This is a genomic window from Rhodococcus sp. PD04 (assembly GCF_035918275.1).
Taxonomy (GTDB): domain Bacteria; phylum Actinomycetota; class Actinomycetes; order Mycobacteriales; family Mycobacteriaceae; genus Rhodococcus; species Rhodococcus rhodochrous.
On sequence record NZ_CP142145.1, the window covers coordinates 117015 to 132329 of the forward strand.

The following is a 15315-nucleotide window of genomic DNA, read 5'->3' on the forward strand; positions in this document are numbered from 1 at the left end:
AAGTCGTGGGGAGGTGTCCCTATGTTGATGTCAACCGCTCGGGGATGCCACTGGAGTGCGGTCCGGTAGGGGCTGGAATAGTCGACGTGCATGGAATCCGTTGTGACGCTGTCGGGTGGGGACGCGGGTGAGCTGCTGACGTTGCAGCGGGCTGCGTATGTGACTGAGGCTCAGGCCCACGATGACGTGAACCTTCCCCCGTTGATGCAGTCCTTCGCCGAGTTGGTGAGCGAGCTGACGCAGCCCGACGTTCTCGCGTTCGGGTTGCGCGACGACTCCCGGCGTCTCGTCGCCGCCGTGCGCGTGTATCTCTCTCTGACGGAGCTTCACATCGCCGAGTTGGGACGGCTGGTCGTGGCCCCGGACATGCAGGGCCGGGGCCGGGGCAGTCGACTGCTCGAACTGGTGGAAGAGCGACTACCTGAGCAGATCACTGATCTGCAGTTGTTCACGGGTGAGCGCAGCCTCGGCAACCTGCGGCTCTACTCTCGGTTCGGTTATCAGGAAACGCACCGAACTCCGACTCCAGGCGGCTATGCGCTGGTCCATCTGGCGAAGCGAGTGCGTTAGCACGCCTGCTGGGCGTGATCACGCCGCGTCTGCGGTTGGTGGCTGGTAGAAGGTCTTGTTCTTGAGCATCGCGTGCAGGACGTCGCAGCGGCGTCGGGCGAGGCAGATCAGGGCGGCGTTGTGTCTCTTGCCCTCGGCGCGTTTGCGGTCGTAGTAGGCGCGGCTGGTCGGGTCGTGCAGGGCCGCGAACGCGGACAGGAACAGGGCGCGTTTGAGTTTCCGGTTGCCCGAGCGGGCCGGGTGCTCGCCGCGGATCGAGGTGCCGGAGCGGTGGGTGACCGGGGCGATGCCGGCGTAGGCGGCGAGGTGCCCGGCTGTGGCGAAGTCCGAGCCGTCACCGATCTCGATGAGAATGCGTGCTGCGGTCCTGACTCCGATGCCGGGCATCGAGGTCAGGACCTGGGAAAGAGGGTGCTCGTCGAGAATCCTCTCGACGTCGTCACCGATGGTTCTGCGTTGTTGCAGCACCTCTTTGAGCGAGTCGGCGAGTTTCGGCAGCACGATCTCGGCGGCCTTGCTGCCGGGAACCGTCACGGTCTGCGCGTCCAGGGCGGCGAAGATTTCCTCGGCCAGGCGGGCGCCCATCCGCGGTGCGTGTTTGACCGCGAGGGTGGTGATTCGGCGTTTGCCGGCCTGTCGGATCCCGGCCGGTCCGCCATAGCGGGACAGGATCTCGAGGACAGCCAGATGGTTGATCCGAGGTCCCAGTACTCGTTCGAGGGCAGGGTGGATGCCGGTGAGCAGTCCTCGGATGCGGTTGCTGACCCGGGTCGCCTCGCCGGCGAGGTCGTCGTCGAACCCGACGAGCACACCGAGTTCGGTCAGGGTCTCGTCACCGACGTCGACCCGGCGCAGCGTGTGCGGCATGGTGCGGGCGGTATCGGCGATGATGAACGCATCGCGGGCATCGGTTTTCGCTTGCCCCGGATACAGGTCGGCGACCCGGCGCATCGACAACCCCGGCAGGTAGGCGACGTCGTGACCACAGTCTCGGGCAACGGTGACCGGCAGCGCGCCGATCGTGTTCGGTTGATCGACGACCACCAGGATCGGCCCGTGTACGGCCAGATCCGCGAACACAGCCCGTAGTCGGGCCTCGTCGTTCGGCAGTGCCTTGTCGAACAGTCGGGCCGCCGGCGGTGTCCAGCCCGACCGCGTGATGATCGCTTTTACCCACGTCGATGCCGCAAAACACGGCGTAACTCGTGTCCATGAAGCAGTCTTTCGTCCGGTCCTACCGGTCGCCGATCCAGCATCGATACCCGGCACCCACGTTACGAAGAGACCTACCTCGAACCAGGTGGCCTTGTCCCTATCAGCGGTCTACCGATGCCACCAGGCTCGGCGACACCCCCCCGGGATCATTCGAGAGACAGGGGAAGAAAGTCATACCGAACCTGGCGACCGTGGCCCCGCGGTGCGGGACTACGAAGAAGGTAACGGGTAGGCGATGTCGGGGGAGTTGAATCGACAGTTCAAGGAAGGGCTACCGCGGCGGCGTCGACCGTGCGTGGAGTGCCCGTGGCGCCGTGATGTCGCGGCGGGGAAGTTCGGGCGGGACCGTTTCGATGCGCTGGCGGGCACCGCGGGAGGCCCGGGGTGTGAGGTGGGCGTCGGCGCTCCGATGTTCGCGTGCCACAAGTCGCGGGAAGGCTCCGACAAGGCGTGCGCGGGGTGGCTCGCCACCGTCGGGGCCGACCATCTCGGCGTCCGGATCGCGGTGGTACGCGGGGATCTCGACCCGGCGGCGCTGCAGCCCGGTGAGGGGTGGCCGCTGCTGTTCGACAGCTTCGAAGAGATGGCCGCCGTGCAGGCCGCGGCCGACGGTGCGTTGTGTGAGACCGGAACCGGTAGCGGTACACCGATGATCGAGGCCAGGGAAGGGTGACACGAGCGATGAGCAGGCTTGTTGGCGAGAGTGCGGTCACGCAGCGGTATGCGTTCTGTGAGCCCGTCACCGCTGCGGCGATGGGCAAGATCCACCTTCGGTCAACCGAGGGGCACCCTGGTTCGCCCGCGGGTTTGTCTGCCGGAACGGCGGCGCTGTGTGGCCGTGACCTTCGGTCCGGGTGGGATCTCGAGCTGATGGCCACCGAGGAGTCCATCGCAGAGGCTGGACGACCGCGCGCCAGCGACGGCCATGTGTGGTTGTGCAGCCTGTGCGCTGAGCAGTACGCGAGGGAGGAGCATGGCGATGTCGCCGACGTCTGACGTGTTGGGTCCGGGAGTTCCGGAGGTGCCGGGTATCGCGCCGAGTGTGACGTTCGGGTGGGTTCCGGGGCTGATCGGCAACGAGCCGGGCGTCGTAGTCGAAGGAATTCCTGGGTTGGTGGGCGACGGTCCGGGCATCGTTGTCGGTGGGGTGATCGGATTCCCAGAGTCGGCGAGCGCCATCCCGGGGATGACGGTCGGCCTGCCGCCGGGGCCGATCGGTGTGGGCCTCGGTGACGTGGGCCCTGTGGTGAGCGACTCGTCGGATTCGGTGGCCATGTTGTTGCTGCTGTCCTCGGTGGCATCGGGGTGTGCGGCTGTCGGTTTGGTGTTGATCGTCGTGACCTTGCTGGGCCGTCGTTCGCGGACTCGGTCTTGAACGTGCGTCGGATGCCGGGTGGCTCGGAGCCAGACCTGTCCGGTGCCGGTTCGCGTTCTTGGGCGGTGCATAGCTGGCCGGCCGATCGTCGACCGCGTCTTGCGGCACGCCGAGATGGGCGAGCGCGTGGCGATTTTCGTCTCGGCAGTTCAGCGCCGTGCACCAGTAGCGAAGTCTGCAACACACGCTGTACGCCGGCGGCATCGTCGGTTGCAGCAGTTCTCACCGACACTCTGGAGTACACGTGAACGCAGACAATCGAATCCCCGCCAGCTCCCCGTGGGGTGCTGTGCAGTACGGCAGCGTCGTCGCCGACGGCATCATCACCGTCTCCACGGCCGGACACGGGGGTGTGCGGATCAGCCCGGAGCGGTTCAAGCAGATGCCCGCCGCACTTCGAATCGGACGACGGCGCTGGTTCGAGGAGGACTGCGAGGCCGCTCTTGTGGGACTCGCATTCGCCGATGACCTTGGGCTCGACGATCGTCGCCGGGCTCAGGTTGCGCAATCGGTGGCCGACTGGTTCCCGACGAAGTGGGAAGCGCACTTCGGTCGCACGCTCGAGCCGGGGGAGTCGTACCTGCGGGACAAGGAGACCTTCGAGGTGGCCACGGCCGACCAGTTCGTCGCCGACAGCGCGTTGGGGGACTGGCACGAGGACGTCCCGGAGGGGATGGTCGGGGTGACCGCGCTCCGCCGCGGCGACGGCGCCCGCGGCAGGTTCCTGGTCGCCCACGACCGGTACTCCCAGCGCGGCAAGTTCGGGTACGTGCTCGACGAGGCGGTCGACGTGGTGTGGTCGTCCGCACCGAAGCTCGCGGCGTAGTCACCGGACATGGGTCGGCCCTCGGGGGAATTCACTCCCCGGGGGCCGACCCGTGTTGTCTCCATGAAGACCCCGGCTGTCCGCCCGCTCCGTTGATCTCCGCCTGCGGTGCTGCGCTGCAACACCCGCGATCCCCGCTCGCGAACCTTGCGTCGCCCGATAGGCCCCGACAGTGAGGAACCGAATTATGGGAACCGACGTCTACTCATCCGCCCGACTGACCATCACTGAAGAGCAGTCGACCGCGCCGACGTTCAAGGAGATCGTCGACCGGCTGCTGGAGATCCCCGAGCTCGACGAGGTCGACGCGTCCGACACGCCCTTCGACACCGTCGTGTCGGCGCTGATGTCGACGATGTACGAAGCGACCGGCACGGACGAAATCGAGAAGGACGGCGACACGTTCGTGCTCTCCGTTTCCGGGTGGGGGCGCCTCCGAGGAATGGAGGAAACCCTGCGGGTGCTCGCCGATGCTGGCTTCGTGGGCGAGATCGAATGTGAGGACGAGCACAGCGACCGGTGGCGGTACCGGATCGACGACGCCGGGCTCGTTCACCGTGATGCAGGCGAAACCATCTACACGGGGGGCCCGATCACAGGGGTCTGGCTTGTGCAGATGCAGCACCCAGATGACAGCGATCTCGACCACGTCGCCGTCGTCGGCGCCGAACAGGACGCCGAGCCGATTCTCGCCGGCTGGGCGCGCAGGGACGCCCGCGAACTCATCGAGCGCGGCGAGCTGGCCGCCTCGCGTATCGACCTCGATGTGGACGATTCGGCGTTCCTTGACAGGTGGGCCGAGGTCGGCGGCGTGAAGTGGGACGTCTACCAGCCGAAGTGACTACCGCGGACGTGGGTGTCGGGGTGAAACACCCCGACACCACGCCACGCACGGTGGTGGACATCCCGCTCCCACCGAAAGGACCGACTGTGCAGATCTTCGATCTCCCGACCAACCTGGCCTGCATCCAGCCTGATTCGGCGGGAAGCGAGAACTGGGTCGCCCTCACCCGCGGACTGCCTGGCTCGGGCAAGAGCTCCCTCGCACGGCTGTGGGTGCAGCAGGACCCAGAGCGTCGGGTTCGAATCAGCCGTGACGATCTCCGCGCCGAACTGTTCGCGGCAGCCGGAAGGCTCACCGAGGAACAGGAAGAGGTCATCACCGCGACCCAACGAGCGCGGACCGCAGTCGCGCTCAGGCAGGGCTGTTCGGTTGTATGCGACGACACCTTGCTCGACCCCGCGCACCTCACGGCATGGGAGGAGTTCCTCGCCCCGTTCGGCGTCCCCGTCGTCGTGGTCGACGTACCGACCCCAGTCGACGAGTGCATCCGTCGCGACCGCGAACGCGGCGCCGCAGGAGGACGACAGGTCGGGGAGGCGGTCATCCGCATGCTCGCCGACCGCTACGGATACCCGGGTGGACAGTGCTGACCGGCAGACTCGTCGGGCAGGGCGAGCCGGACAAGGGGGCTCGTACCGTGCCCGCCATGAACAATGCTGTCCGCCAATCAGAACCGCTGCCCGTGTGGGTTGTCGTGGCCGACACGACAGGACGGCTCGCCGCGCCCTGCCAGGCCGTGGGCATCACGGCGCACCGAGCGTTGCTGGTCGCCGCGACAGACGACGTCGACGCATTCGTCGCGGCGGTCGCACGGTTCGGCGTGACTGTTCTGTCGCGGCGTCGCGGTGACCTCCTGCCGGCGGGGGTGGTGCAGGCGGTATTCGACCCGATTGTCGGTACGACTCGCGAGCGTCCTGGCCGGTTGCTCGCTCGATGTGGTGATGGCCGGGACGGTGCTGTCCTCGTCGACGGTGACCTGGTGGTGCCCTGGGCCGACCTCGGAGACCTGACCGCGCTCGCTGCCGAAGCCGCACGCACCGCGGCATAGCCGGGGACGTGCACGACCGCCGGGACAGTCACAGCAGTAGCGGCAGCCAGGGCGTGCATCGTCCGCCGGCCCGGTCTGGCTGAAACACGCAGGGCCCCGGCTTCATAGCGTCCATCCTCGACAGCTTCCCGTAGATGCCCCGAGGAGAAACCATGACGGCGACCGACGCGCCCGATGCCTACCTGACCGCGGCGCTCGCCGACCATGGTGACCCGCTGACCGGCGACCAGTACGTCGAGCGCGTGCTGCTCGCGCGGCAGGCGGCGTGGGCGGATCAGCACCGCGCCGTGGGAGAGGCGAAGGGCCTCAAGCTGTCACGGATCATCACGCCGCTGCTGCCGGACTTCGTGCTGGAGGCGGACATCGCGCACGTACAGCTTCCGCAGGCGACGCCCAAGCACCGGCCGCGGCCGCGGCGCTACCGTCCCGCGTCGTACTGGCAGGACCGCGTGAACAAGGTCGGCGCGCAGATGGAGACGCTGGCGGAGCCGATCATCACCGACCGCGCCGCGGCGGGAGGCGCCGCGCTGGGCCCGCGGCGAACCCGCAGGGTCCAACAGCAGGAGGACACACGGCTGGCCCGCTACACCCAGCTCCAGCGGCAGCACGGCCACGCGCAACAGATGCTGCGGGCCGCGCAGGCGCGGGAGGCGTGTCACACCCAGGGGTGACGATCACCCACAGAGACTGCGGCCGCCGCGTCGGCCGAAACCGGTGCGGCGGCGGCGAACGACTCACGTAGCGTGCGCCGCCGCACCATCCGAGAGAAGAGGGAGAAACCAGATGAGCGTGGATGGGTTCGTATTCGTCGACCTCGAAACCACCGGCACCAGAGCAGCCGAACACGAGATCCTCGAGATCGGCTTCGCGCTGTACTCCGTGGACCTCGAGCCGGTCGAGCGGTTCGAGATGCTCGCGGTCACCACCGGCACCGCAGTCCTGATCGAGCGGGTCCGAAACGACCCGGCCTACGACTTCATTACCCGGATGCACACCAAGAACGGCCTGTTCGCGGAGCTCGAAAAGCAACTCGTCACCCTCGGCGACAACGTCCCCGAGGACCTGTCGGGGTACGAATCCGAGATCGTCGACATCCTCGCCCGGTGGGGAGTGGACGAATCCACCCCGCTGTGCGGGTGCTCGCACCGCATGGATCGTGAGTTCCTCGACCGGTGGTTGCCGAAGGTCGAGGCGATGTTCTCGTACCGCATGATCGACGCGCGGTCGTTCTGCGAAGCCGGAGCGATCCTCGACGCCGGGCGTACCGCCGAACGCCTCAAGCTCGTCGACGAGTACGGCACCGCAAACCATCGGGTGGCCGAGGACATCCACTACGCCGCGAACCTGCTGCGCGTCTTCCACGATCGGGCCCCGATTCCATTCGGCGCCTGAACCGCATACCAACTCAGGGTCGGCCCGCCCCCTTTCCGGAGGGGCGGGCCGACCCGTATTCGTTGCTCCGCTCGGCTGTCCACACCCCCCACCGCAGCCCACAGGCCTGATGGTCTGCGGCGGACTGCAACACGACCACCGGTGGCACCGGAAGGTCAAGGGCATCAACTTCGATTCGCCGGGAGGCCACCGTGACCGTCACCTTCGACCAGCCGCTGCTGCAGCGCATCGCCGGCTACAACCGCACGCTCCGCGAGGAGATCGCCGAGCGTGCGGCCGCGCAGCGCGCTCTCGCCGCCCGCGCTCTCGCGTTTGCTGCCCACGGTGAATCCGGATGCGCACACCGTCACGGTGCACGAGATCGACTCGTGGTTCGCATTCACGGACGTCACCTGCACGGGACCCGACGGCTCGCTGCGCGTGGTAAAGGGCTTGCCTGTCGAGGTGCTCAGCGTCGTCAGCGCCGCGCTGGCGACCCTTTGCCCTGGCGAAGCGTGCGCGCCGTGGAGGCGGGCCCAATCCACCGCTGAGCTGGACATCGCAGCTGCGCTCGTCCCGGCCGCCGGGTACCCATTCCAGACTGTCGAAGAGCGGGTCCTTGGCGCGCTCGAGAAGCAGACCGGCAAGACGATCCGCAAGGTTGAGATCACCAGCGAGGAGTTCGAAAACGGCTTCTACCCCTCGACCACGGTGGAGGTCGATTTCACCGATGGCGACAGCGAGCACGTGTACTTCGAGGCGTTCGCCGATGGGGATTTCCTCTCAGAGTTGCACGAATACCAGGGTCAGTTCGGTCGCAACACCCGCATCGTGATCACCCGGTCCGCACAGGGCATCACGATCGACTGATCACCGCGCACGGCCCGCACCGGGGATGGCGGGCCGTGCGCCTTCCTTTCAGCTCGTCGGTTGTCCGCAGCACCCGCTGACCCATCGTCGACCCATCCACGCCGGTGCTCGTGTGCCGGCGACCGAACCGAACTGGAGACGAACTCATGACCACGAACCCGCACGATCCGACCAACCTCACCGAGGTCGCCAACAAGCGAGGCACCTTCATCCGCGTTGGTCAACAGTGGTGCGACAACAGCCCGACTCGGGATCCGATCCGGCACTTCACTATCGAGGCGATCGAGGAGACCTACGGCCACCATCAGGCCATCTGCCGGATCACCCACGGCACCGACCGCGCCACCGGTGGCCGCGTGCCGATTGATCGGGTGGTGAGCATCGACGTCGACCGGTTACACCCGGTCCGCACCGGCTACCGACAAGTCGACCCCTCCGATCCGACGTGACCCGGGTCGTGAACGGTCTCGGCCATGGAGGTCTTCGGAGGACTTCCCAGGACTGTGAAAAGCCACCGGGTGCACCGCACCGTCGTTCGCACTGTCGTCGTGCGACCTGGAACCTGTCCGCCCGCACCAAGTTGGGGGAGGGTGGAGAAGCCGGCCCTCATGCTGCCTGTCACGTGATGACGAGGGGATGGCATGGGATTTCCGGGATCGACGGTCGCATCGGCGAGGCTGATCGTTTGAAGAATCCGCGTGCCGTTCGAAAGTTGTCCGTATGTCAGACGAGTCGGTGCAGCCGCTCATGGCGGAACACCCGTGCCGTAACGGATGAAACACCTATCGGATGTGTTTCTAGCGTTGCAATTGCCATCACGGAGATTGCAACGCGAGGAGGACACGCCATGCCGCGAAGGATTCGACCCGAATGCACGTGCGGGACCTGGGATCGGCTTCACGAGCCTCACTGCGACCGCCGCACCCGCGACTTCATCGAGAACGACGAATTCGATGACGCGGTCGACGAGTTCAGGGACGACTGGGAACCGACCCCGACCGACTACGTCGCTGCCGGGCTCAACATCGCCTGACACCTCTACCGCGGCTGCCCCGTGCACCTGACGGGGCAGCCGCCGTATCTGCCTGCCCTCAACACCGAAAGTGAGGACTGATGTCCGAAGCCACCCGTCCCAAGAGCACCATCGCGCAGATCATCACCGCCGTCGCCGCGGTCACCGGCGTCGTTCTGCTGGTGCTCGCGGGCGTCGTCTTTGCACAGATCGCCGAGCAGTCGGCTGTCACCGTCCCCAGCGCCGTCAAACAGTGGGCGTGCCTGCCCTACACCGAGTACGTCCTCGACCAGCACCGCGCCGGTCTGACGCCCGAACAGATCCGGGCGACCCTCGACGTCGTCGAACTCGACCGCGGTTCACAACCAGGAGTCACCCCTGCCACTGTGAACATCGACGAACCACGCCTCGACTCGATCGACACATGCGGTTTGCCCGCCGAGATCATCGACGCGGCCGCGAAGTAGCGACGTCAGCACCGGCCCCGGCCCCGTCCCTCGCGCGAGGGACGGGGCCGTCATCGTCTACCGAGCGACGCGTTCACGCGCGTCGAGTTCCTTGCCGAGCAGGTCGAACTCGGTGAGCATCCGGTACCAGTCCTCGACATGGTGCTCGACGTCGTAACCGGCCTCGAACAGACGGCGGATGAGGTCGAGCTGCTGGTTGTACCGGTCGACCCAGGCAGGCGCCCACACGGTGCCGTTCCAGCGCCGGTAGCCGTACGTCATGTGCTCCCAGCCACGGATGCCGGGCGGAAACGACTGCGAAGCAGCAGAAGCAGAAACGAACATGAGGCCCTCCTGCGGGGGCTCGGGCGCAGCGGAAGGCCGCGCAGGCGGTGGGCCACCGACGGTGGCCCCGGGTCCTCATGTGGTGTGCAGCGACGGTATCGACCGCAGGCACGTGGTGTTTCAGCTGCCGCTCCACTGGTGAAGCCGGCCGGTACCGTGCCGCTCGCGGCGCACGCCGGAGTTTGTCGGGGTGTACAGGGAAGATGCGCGCAGATGCGAGCTGTCCACCGTTGTCGGGCAGGGAAGGGTGAGGTGAGGTGACCGCAGTCGAGCAGGTCGATACCTTGCGGGCCGCGGTGATTGCGCTTCACCAGTCGGGTTCGGCGACAGCCATTCTGTCGGCCGCCGCACGGTCGGCGCACTGGCACCCCGCCGTCGTCGAGCGCGTTCGAGCTCAGTTGCCGGCCTTCGCCGACCAGCTCGGCGCCCTCGGGTTCGACCTCACCCAGCTCCTCGGTCCCACCGCCCAGAAAGCGAAGCCCCCGACGCAGCGCGCGCCGCGGCATGGCTTCGGCGCCGGCCCACCGCGTGTCCCACTGGATCCGGCACTGCGCGCTCCACAGCACGCTGCGCCGCGGCGTGGTTTCGGTGCCGGCCCTGCCGCGCCAGCCACCGATCCGGCCCTGCACCAGGGGACACCGAACCCGCAGCACACAACCCGAAACGCTCGCCCCCGCCACGACGTCGAGATCCGCACCATCCCGACGCTGTCGGCCGCAGCCGTCCTCGGGCAGCCCTCCCACAAGCCACCGCTCGAGTTCGAAGGCACTCTCGACGGACTGCGCGGCGTCCCCATCGATGACCTCGCCGGCATCCGAGACGACGCCGGCATCGGCGACAAGGAACTCGAACGCCTCACCGCCGCCGGCATCGCCACGGTCTACGACCTGATGATGCGGGTGCCGCTGCGCTACATCGACCGCTCCGAGATCACCCCCATGTCGGCCCTGCGGCCCGGGATGAAGAACGTCGCCACCGTCGGCAAGGTGCTGTCCACCAAAGCCGACTGGGGCAAGAAGTACGCCCGCATCGAGATCGGCGCCGGCGGCTACCGGGTCACCTCGATGCAATTCCAGCAGCCGTGGCTGGCGCAGCGCTTCCGCCGTGACGACCTCGTGCTGATGTGGGGTGACGTCACCGAATGGGAAGGGTTCATCCAGATGGGCGGTGCGCTGATCGCGCCGATGCGCGATGCCACCGCCCCGTTCGTGCCGGTGTACCCGCAGTCCGACAAACACCAGGTCTCGACGTGGACGCTGCACCGCGCCGTCCTCGACGCGCTGCGCCGTCTGCCCGCGCTCGACGATCCGCTCCCGGAGCAGATCCGCACCGCCCGGCAGTTGCCGGGTCGGCTCGAGGCGCTGCGCGCCGTGCACGTCCCCGACAATGCCGCAGATGCCACCTCGGGCAGGGACCGTCTCGCGTACGACGAGCTGCTGCGGATGCAGTTGGCGATGGGTGTGCAGCGCAACGCCGCCCGGCAGCGACCCGCGGTCGTGCACGCACCCACCGGCACGCTCACCCGCCCGTGGCTCGATTCGCTGCCGTGGCCACTGACCGGCGCCCAGACCCGCGTCCTGAAGGAGATCGCCGCCGATCTGCGGGCGCCGTCGCCGATGAAGCGGCTACTGCAGGGAGACGTTGGTAGCGGGAAGACCGCCACGGCCATCGGTGCCATGCTCATGGCCGTCGAAGGCGGCCACCAGGCAGCCCTCATGGCACCCATCGGCGTCCTCGTCCAGCAGCACTACGAGGAGATCGCCGAAACCTGCGAGCAGCTCGGCCTTCGAGCCGTCCTCGTCCCGGGCAAGAACAAGCCCAAGGCCCGACGCGAGGCGCTCGCCGGCCTCGCCTCGGGGGAGATCCACATCGCCGTCGGCACCACCGGCCTGCTGTCCGAGGACGTGCAGTTCAAAAGCCTCGGTCTCGCAGTGATCGACGAGCAGCACCGGTTTGGAGTGAACCAGCGTGCAGCGTTGCTCGCCAAGGGCCCCGGCGGTGCGATCGCCGACGAACTCGGCGCCACCGCCACACCCATTCCGCGTACCGCGGCGATGACCCAGTTCGGTGACGTCGACATCTCCATCCTCGACGAACTGCCCCCGGGCCGGACCCCGATCAAGACCCGGTGGGAACCGGTGGTCCCCCTGGATGACCCGGCCCACGAACACTGGGTCTTCGTCCGCTCCCAGATCGCCGAAGGCCGACAGGCGTTCGTGGTCTGCCCGCTCGTTGCCGAGCCGGAAACGAAGGCCGGCCAGGAATCCGAAGCGCAGTCCGCTGCCGCCATGGAAACCGCGACAGCGCTCTCCGATGGTGCACTGTCCGGGCTGCGGATCGCGGTGGTCACCGGTCGGCAGAAGCCGGCCGACCGAGCCGAGATCATGCACGCCTTCAGCATCGGAGAACTCGACGTGCTCGTCGCGACCACGGTGATCGAAGTCGGTGTGTCGGTACCGAACGCCACCGCCATCACCATCCTCGACGCCGGCAACTTCGGCCTCGCGCAGCTCCACCAGCTCCGCGGCCGCGTCGGACGAGGCAAGCACCCCGGGTTCTGCGTCCTCACCGGTGAGGTGTCCGACATCGGACAGGCCCGCATGGACGCGATGTGCGAAACGACGGACGGCTTCAAGCTCGCCAACGTCGACCTCGAGCTCCGCGGACCCGGCGCACTCGCCGGCACCGCCCAGGCCGGGCACCGCGCAGGGCTGCTCGTCGCGGACCTGCTCGCCGACGCCGAGCTGATGCACGCCGCCCGCGCGGACGCACAGCAGATGCTCGCGGCCGACCCACAGCTCCTCCGCCGACCGACCCTGCGCGCCGAAGTCGAACGCGCCTTGGGGGAGGACGCCCACTACCTGCGGCGAAGTTGAGCGCTATGCGGGGACGACGTTGGCAGTCCTGCAGGGGTGCAGATCGACAGCCGCATACTTAGACCACCCTGCTGCTGGTCCACCGACTGTCTGGGGAGATAGGAATCTGAGCGGTCAGTTCCTGAAGGATGTCGCGGAGCGCTTCCACAATGACAGCCCCTTCGGCGTTGATGTTGTTCCTGGTCCATTCTCTGACCAATGTCCGTTTCCCTCCAGAATCGGTCCGATGGACCTCCGCGACTAGGTCGACCGTCGGGCGAGCCGAGTCGTCCCCCATCACGCCGCCGACAATCGTCTGAAGGTCTCCCTGGTCTGGCACGAGTCGGAGGATCAGCGCTCCCTCCCACGGCTCGGGCGGAGGAGGCCCATCTCCCTCATAATCACCGATGGGCGCATTCCGGCCGTGAGACGCCAAAACGGCTGGGCCATCGACCTGATCATCGGCATCGAAACGCCAATCAACTTTGACGCTTGAGTCGAAGACCACGTTCTTAAATGCAGACTTGATCTCCGACTGAAGGGTTGTGAAATACTGTGCTTTGGCCTGATTGAACCTCTCGTGGTTGGTCACCAATGTTCCGTAGACGCTGCGAGGAGAGGGTGCGGGCTCTATGCCTTGCGTCAAACGAAGCCAGGACTGGAATTCGTCCCGAATTTCCCGTGCGGTCGGTCTTCGGAATGGATCATTCGATGTGGCATCCCGGAGAAGTGGGTCGAGGGGATAACCCGCTGGCCCGAAAAAGCGGCGGAACGAATAGGCCCACTCCGTGGTTGAGTTCATCTCTCCCTGTGGTGGGAACAAGATCGGTACCTCGGCTCGCTCTTCGGTGGCGTCCGGCTCTTCGGTCGCGTCCGCCAAAGCGCACTCGTACTGGTACTCAGCTAGAGACCACATTGTCTTTATGAGTGAGTACACGTCCGCAGCGGGCCAATATGTAGTGGGTTTCGGATTTAGCGCCTCGGGTGCTAAGTAAGCGAACGGCCCAAGCTTGTTGAGCTCTTGGGTGTGTCTCACTCTGTCTTCCCAGCCCGCGATTCCGAAGTCGCCAAACGCGGGGGTGTTCTCAAGCCAGAAGAGGTTGTCCGGTTTGATATCGCGATGCGTGATTCCCTTCTCCTGATGGAGTTTAAAAAGGGTGTCCGCTAACTCAGCGAACAGGCTGACCAACGAGCGGAAATCCTTGCCGCGAACATAGTCCTGCAGGGGCGTCGCGGTCTGCATGACGAACCATCGGGGGCGTTCTCCAGGCTCTCGATCAAGGAGAGGAACCACGCCCTTGATTCTCCCCAACGCTTCCAACCCTTTGACCTCGTTGAAGAAGCGTTCCCGGGCGGTTTTCGACGCATCGTCGTTCCGCATACGTTTGGCTACTGCGCGTTCGGGAGGTTGCCGGGGACGAGGAATAACACTATCAATGGACCATACATGTGCACCGCCGAGTTTCTTTCTCAGAACCCAGCGGTCGCCGATTCGGTCATTCGTTTCCCACTTTGGGAGCGGAACGTAACTGTCGTTGTCGTCATGCGAACTGGTCACAAGTGAAGATTAGCGAAGGATCGTTGGTGTACGGCGAAGCTGGTGAGGCGGTCGATTACTCGTGTACGACATCGGCGGTCCACGACGGGTAACCGGTGAGGTCGGTGCTGCACCACCATTGCCCGTCGCGCCGGTAACTGTTCGTTGCCAGGACGTCGTCGGCGAGCTGCTGACCCCAGGCCGGGGTCGGGTGGTCGCCCACGGGGATCTCCTGCTCCCAGGCGGGAGGATCATTCGGGTGGCTGTCGGCGTCCACCGCGGTCAGATCGATCGTGTTGTCGCACGCGCTCGGGTGCATGGCGATGGTCGCGGTGATCAGCAGTGACGTGTCCTTCATGACGCATCCCTCCGTTCGGATCGGTTGATGCGCAGCACGTTATGAACGCCGGGTGCGGGGTGTTTCACACGCGCGTGTCGGTGCACAGAGGTGTCCGGCCGGTTCGCGTGCACAAGGTCGGCCAGACAGGATGGATCTGCCAGCCGTACCGGTCATCGGTGAAACACCACCCTCCCGTCAAGGGAATCTGGTGCCACGAAACAGGACATGAAGCCCCGACCATCCGGGTTGGGGCCCGACCCTCGAAAGGGGGAGTGCGGCATGCGCACTCGTACCGTTTCCGATCTGCACCTGTGCCCGTCCTGCGGACACGGAATCGTTCGTGCACGCCCGCTCACAGCCCAGGAGCTCGCCGACGGTGCTCCACAGGACAACCTGGCGGTCATCGGGTGCTGCGCCACCCACAGTGATCCGGCCGTCGTCGCCGTGTACGTTCCGGCCGTGACAGTCGCAGCGTGGCCGACGATCACCGCCGACATTGCGATCGACTCGTTCTGCCCCGACTGCGGTGACACCGCGACCGGCTGCAAGTACCTGCAGCGCGAGGTCGTCGGACTCGCCGCGCTGGTGGAAGCCCAAATGCAGGCGGAGGGGCTGGTCTGGCAGGACTAGGCCCGACATCATGGCCAGCGGCCCGAACCCG

Annotated in this window: 17 protein-coding genes and 1 pseudogene; 14 read left to right on the forward strand and 4 right to left on the reverse strand. The window is 66.5% G+C overall.

Translation table 11 applies throughout. From position 1 onward, the window contains the following. The first annotated feature begins 90 nt into the window (after positions 1-90). Positions 91-570, forward strand: coding sequence for a GNAT family N-acetyltransferase (locus U9J23_RS27170; protein ID WP_068165734.1), 480 nt, complete (start codon positions 91-93; stop codon positions 568-570). Between the two features lie 18 nt (positions 571-588). Here the strand turns inward: U9J23_RS27170 and U9J23_RS27175 are convergent. Beyond that, positions 589-1783 (reverse strand): annotated as a pseudogene (locus U9J23_RS27175) (IS110 family transposase). A 237-nt stretch (positions 1784-2020) separates the two neighbouring features. Here U9J23_RS27175 and U9J23_RS27180 point away from each other — a divergent pair. The 11 genes from U9J23_RS27180 (at position 2021) to U9J23_RS27230 (ending at position 9598) form a co-directional block, all read left to right on the forward strand. Beyond that, positions 2021-2458 carry a DUF6283 family protein gene (locus U9J23_RS27180; protein WP_193904252.1) on the forward strand — a complete coding sequence of 146 codons (438 nt, stop codon included), beginning with the start codon at positions 2021-2023 and terminating at the stop codon, positions 2456-2458. A 946-nt stretch (positions 2459-3404) separates the two neighbouring features. Continuing rightward, positions 3405-3986 (forward strand): DUF7007 domain-containing protein, encoded by a 582-nt coding sequence (locus tag U9J23_RS27185; protein WP_193904254.1) that lies wholly within the window; start codon positions 3405-3407, stop codon positions 3984-3986. A gap of 187 nt (positions 3987-4173) precedes the next feature. Next, positions 4174-4827 (forward strand): hypothetical protein, encoded by a 654-nt coding sequence (locus U9J23_RS27190; protein ID WP_193904255.1) that lies wholly within the window; start codon positions 4174-4176, stop codon positions 4825-4827. 89 nt (positions 4828-4916) lie between these two features. After that, on the forward strand, positions 4917-5420 hold the full coding sequence (locus U9J23_RS27195) for an AAA family ATPase (RefSeq protein ID WP_326603339.1): 504 nt from the start codon (positions 4917-4919) through the stop codon (positions 5418-5420). A gap of 56 nt (positions 5421-5476) precedes the next feature. After that, complete coding sequence (locus tag U9J23_RS27200) at positions 5477-5878, forward strand: hypothetical protein (protein WP_326603341.1); 402 nt, start codon at positions 5477-5479, stop codon at positions 5876-5878. 152 nt (positions 5879-6030) lie between these two features. Next, on the forward strand, positions 6031-6549 hold the full coding sequence (locus tag U9J23_RS27205) for a hypothetical protein (RefSeq protein WP_193904258.1): 519 nt from the start codon (positions 6031-6033) through the stop codon (positions 6547-6549). A 112-nt stretch (positions 6550-6661) separates the two neighbouring features. Beyond that, the gene (locus U9J23_RS27210) at positions 6662-7270 is read left to right on the forward strand and encodes an exonuclease domain-containing protein (RefSeq protein ID WP_326603343.1); all 609 of its coding nucleotides are present in this window, start codon (positions 6662-6664) and stop codon (positions 7268-7270) included. A gap of 270 nt (positions 7271-7540) precedes the next feature. After that, positions 7541-8119 (forward strand): hypothetical protein, encoded by a 579-nt coding sequence (locus U9J23_RS27215; protein WP_326603345.1) that lies wholly within the window; start codon positions 7541-7543, stop codon positions 8117-8119. Between the two features lie 146 nt (positions 8120-8265). Then, complete coding sequence (locus tag U9J23_RS27220; RefSeq protein WP_326603347.1) at positions 8266-8568, forward strand: hypothetical protein; 303 nt, start codon at positions 8266-8268, stop codon at positions 8566-8568. Positions 8569-8966: 398 nt separating this feature from the next. Further along, positions 8967-9152 carry a hypothetical protein gene (locus tag U9J23_RS27225; RefSeq protein WP_138846023.1) on the forward strand — a complete coding sequence of 62 codons (186 nt, stop codon included), beginning with the start codon at positions 8967-8969 and terminating at the stop codon, positions 9150-9152. An 80-nt stretch (positions 9153-9232) separates the two neighbouring features. Further along, positions 9233-9598 (forward strand): hypothetical protein, encoded by a 366-nt coding sequence (locus tag U9J23_RS27230; RefSeq protein WP_138846022.1) that lies wholly within the window; start codon positions 9233-9235, stop codon positions 9596-9598. A 57-nt stretch (positions 9599-9655) separates the two neighbouring features. Here the strand turns inward: U9J23_RS27230 and U9J23_RS27235 are convergent, their stop codons facing one another. Next, complete coding sequence (locus U9J23_RS27235) at positions 9656-9922, reverse strand: hypothetical protein (RefSeq protein ID WP_326603352.1); 267 nt, start codon at positions 9920-9922, stop codon at positions 9656-9658. 257 nt (positions 9923-10179) lie between these two features. On the opposite strand from U9J23_RS27235, the gene U9J23_RS27240 reads away from it, so the two are divergent. Beyond that, positions 10180-12798, forward strand: coding sequence for an ATP-dependent DNA helicase RecG (locus tag U9J23_RS27240; RefSeq protein ID WP_326603354.1), 2619 nt, complete (start codon positions 10180-10182; stop codon positions 12796-12798). A gap of 58 nt (positions 12799-12856) precedes the next feature. Here U9J23_RS27240 and U9J23_RS27245 read toward each other — a convergent pair whose 3' ends face one another. Both U9J23_RS27245 and U9J23_RS27250 read right to left on the reverse strand, forming a co-directional pair. Continuing rightward, a complete protein-coding gene (locus tag U9J23_RS27245; RefSeq protein WP_326603356.1) occupies positions 12857-14335 on the reverse strand; it encodes a protein kinase domain-containing protein in 1479 nt (492 codons plus the stop codon). A gap of 55 nt (positions 14336-14390) precedes the next feature. After that, a complete protein-coding gene (locus tag U9J23_RS27250; RefSeq protein ID WP_326603358.1) occupies positions 14391-14672 on the reverse strand; it encodes a hypothetical protein in 282 nt (93 codons plus the stop codon). Between the two features lie 261 nt (positions 14673-14933). Here U9J23_RS27250 and U9J23_RS27255 point away from each other — a divergent pair, with 261 nt between their 5' ends. Beyond that, positions 14934-15284, forward strand: coding sequence for a hypothetical protein (locus tag U9J23_RS27255; RefSeq protein ID WP_326603360.1), 351 nt, complete (start codon positions 14934-14936; stop codon positions 15282-15284). Positions 15285-15315: the final 31 nt, after the last annotated feature.

Excerpts from the sequence above, each read along its gene's own strand:
- U9J23_RS27230 (WP_138846022.1), top strand. The coding sequence starts at position 9,233 with ATGTCCGAAGCCACCCGTCCCAAGAGCACCATCGCGCAGATCATCACC.
- U9J23_RS27205 (WP_193904258.1), top strand. The coding sequence starts at position 6,031 with ATGACGGCGACCGACGCGCCCGATGCCTACCTGACCGCGGCGCTCGCC.
- U9J23_RS27180 (WP_193904252.1), top strand. The coding sequence starts at position 2,021 with ATGTCGGGGGAGTTGAATCGACAGTTCAAGGAAGGGCTACCGCGGCGG.
- U9J23_RS27170 (WP_068165734.1), top strand. The coding sequence starts at position 91 with ATGGAATCCGTTGTGACGCTGTCGGGTGGGGACGCGGGTGAGCTGCTG.
- U9J23_RS27235 (WP_326603352.1), bottom strand. The coding sequence starts at position 9,922 with ATGTTCGTTTCTGCTTCTGCTGCTTCGCAGTCGTTTCCGCCCGGCATC.
- U9J23_RS27250 (WP_326603358.1), bottom strand. The coding sequence starts at position 14,672 with ATGAAGGACACGTCACTGCTGATCACCGCGACCATCGCCATGCACCCG.
- U9J23_RS27255 (WP_326603360.1), top strand. The coding sequence starts at position 14,934 with ATGCGCACTCGTACCGTTTCCGATCTGCACCTGTGCCCGTCCTGCGGA.
- U9J23_RS27190 (WP_193904255.1), top strand. The coding sequence starts at position 4,174 with ATGGGAACCGACGTCTACTCATCCGCCCGACTGACCATCACTGAAGAG.
- U9J23_RS27220 (WP_326603347.1), top strand. The coding sequence starts at position 8,266 with ATGACCACGAACCCGCACGATCCGACCAACCTCACCGAGGTCGCCAAC.
- U9J23_RS27200 (WP_326603341.1), top strand. The coding sequence starts at position 5,477 with ATGAACAATGCTGTCCGCCAATCAGAACCGCTGCCCGTGTGGGTTGTC.
- U9J23_RS27225 (WP_138846023.1), top strand. The coding sequence starts at position 8,967 with ATGCCGCGAAGGATTCGACCCGAATGCACGTGCGGGACCTGGGATCGG.
- U9J23_RS27210 (WP_326603343.1), top strand. The coding sequence starts at position 6,662 with ATGAGCGTGGATGGGTTCGTATTCGTCGACCTCGAAACCACCGGCACC.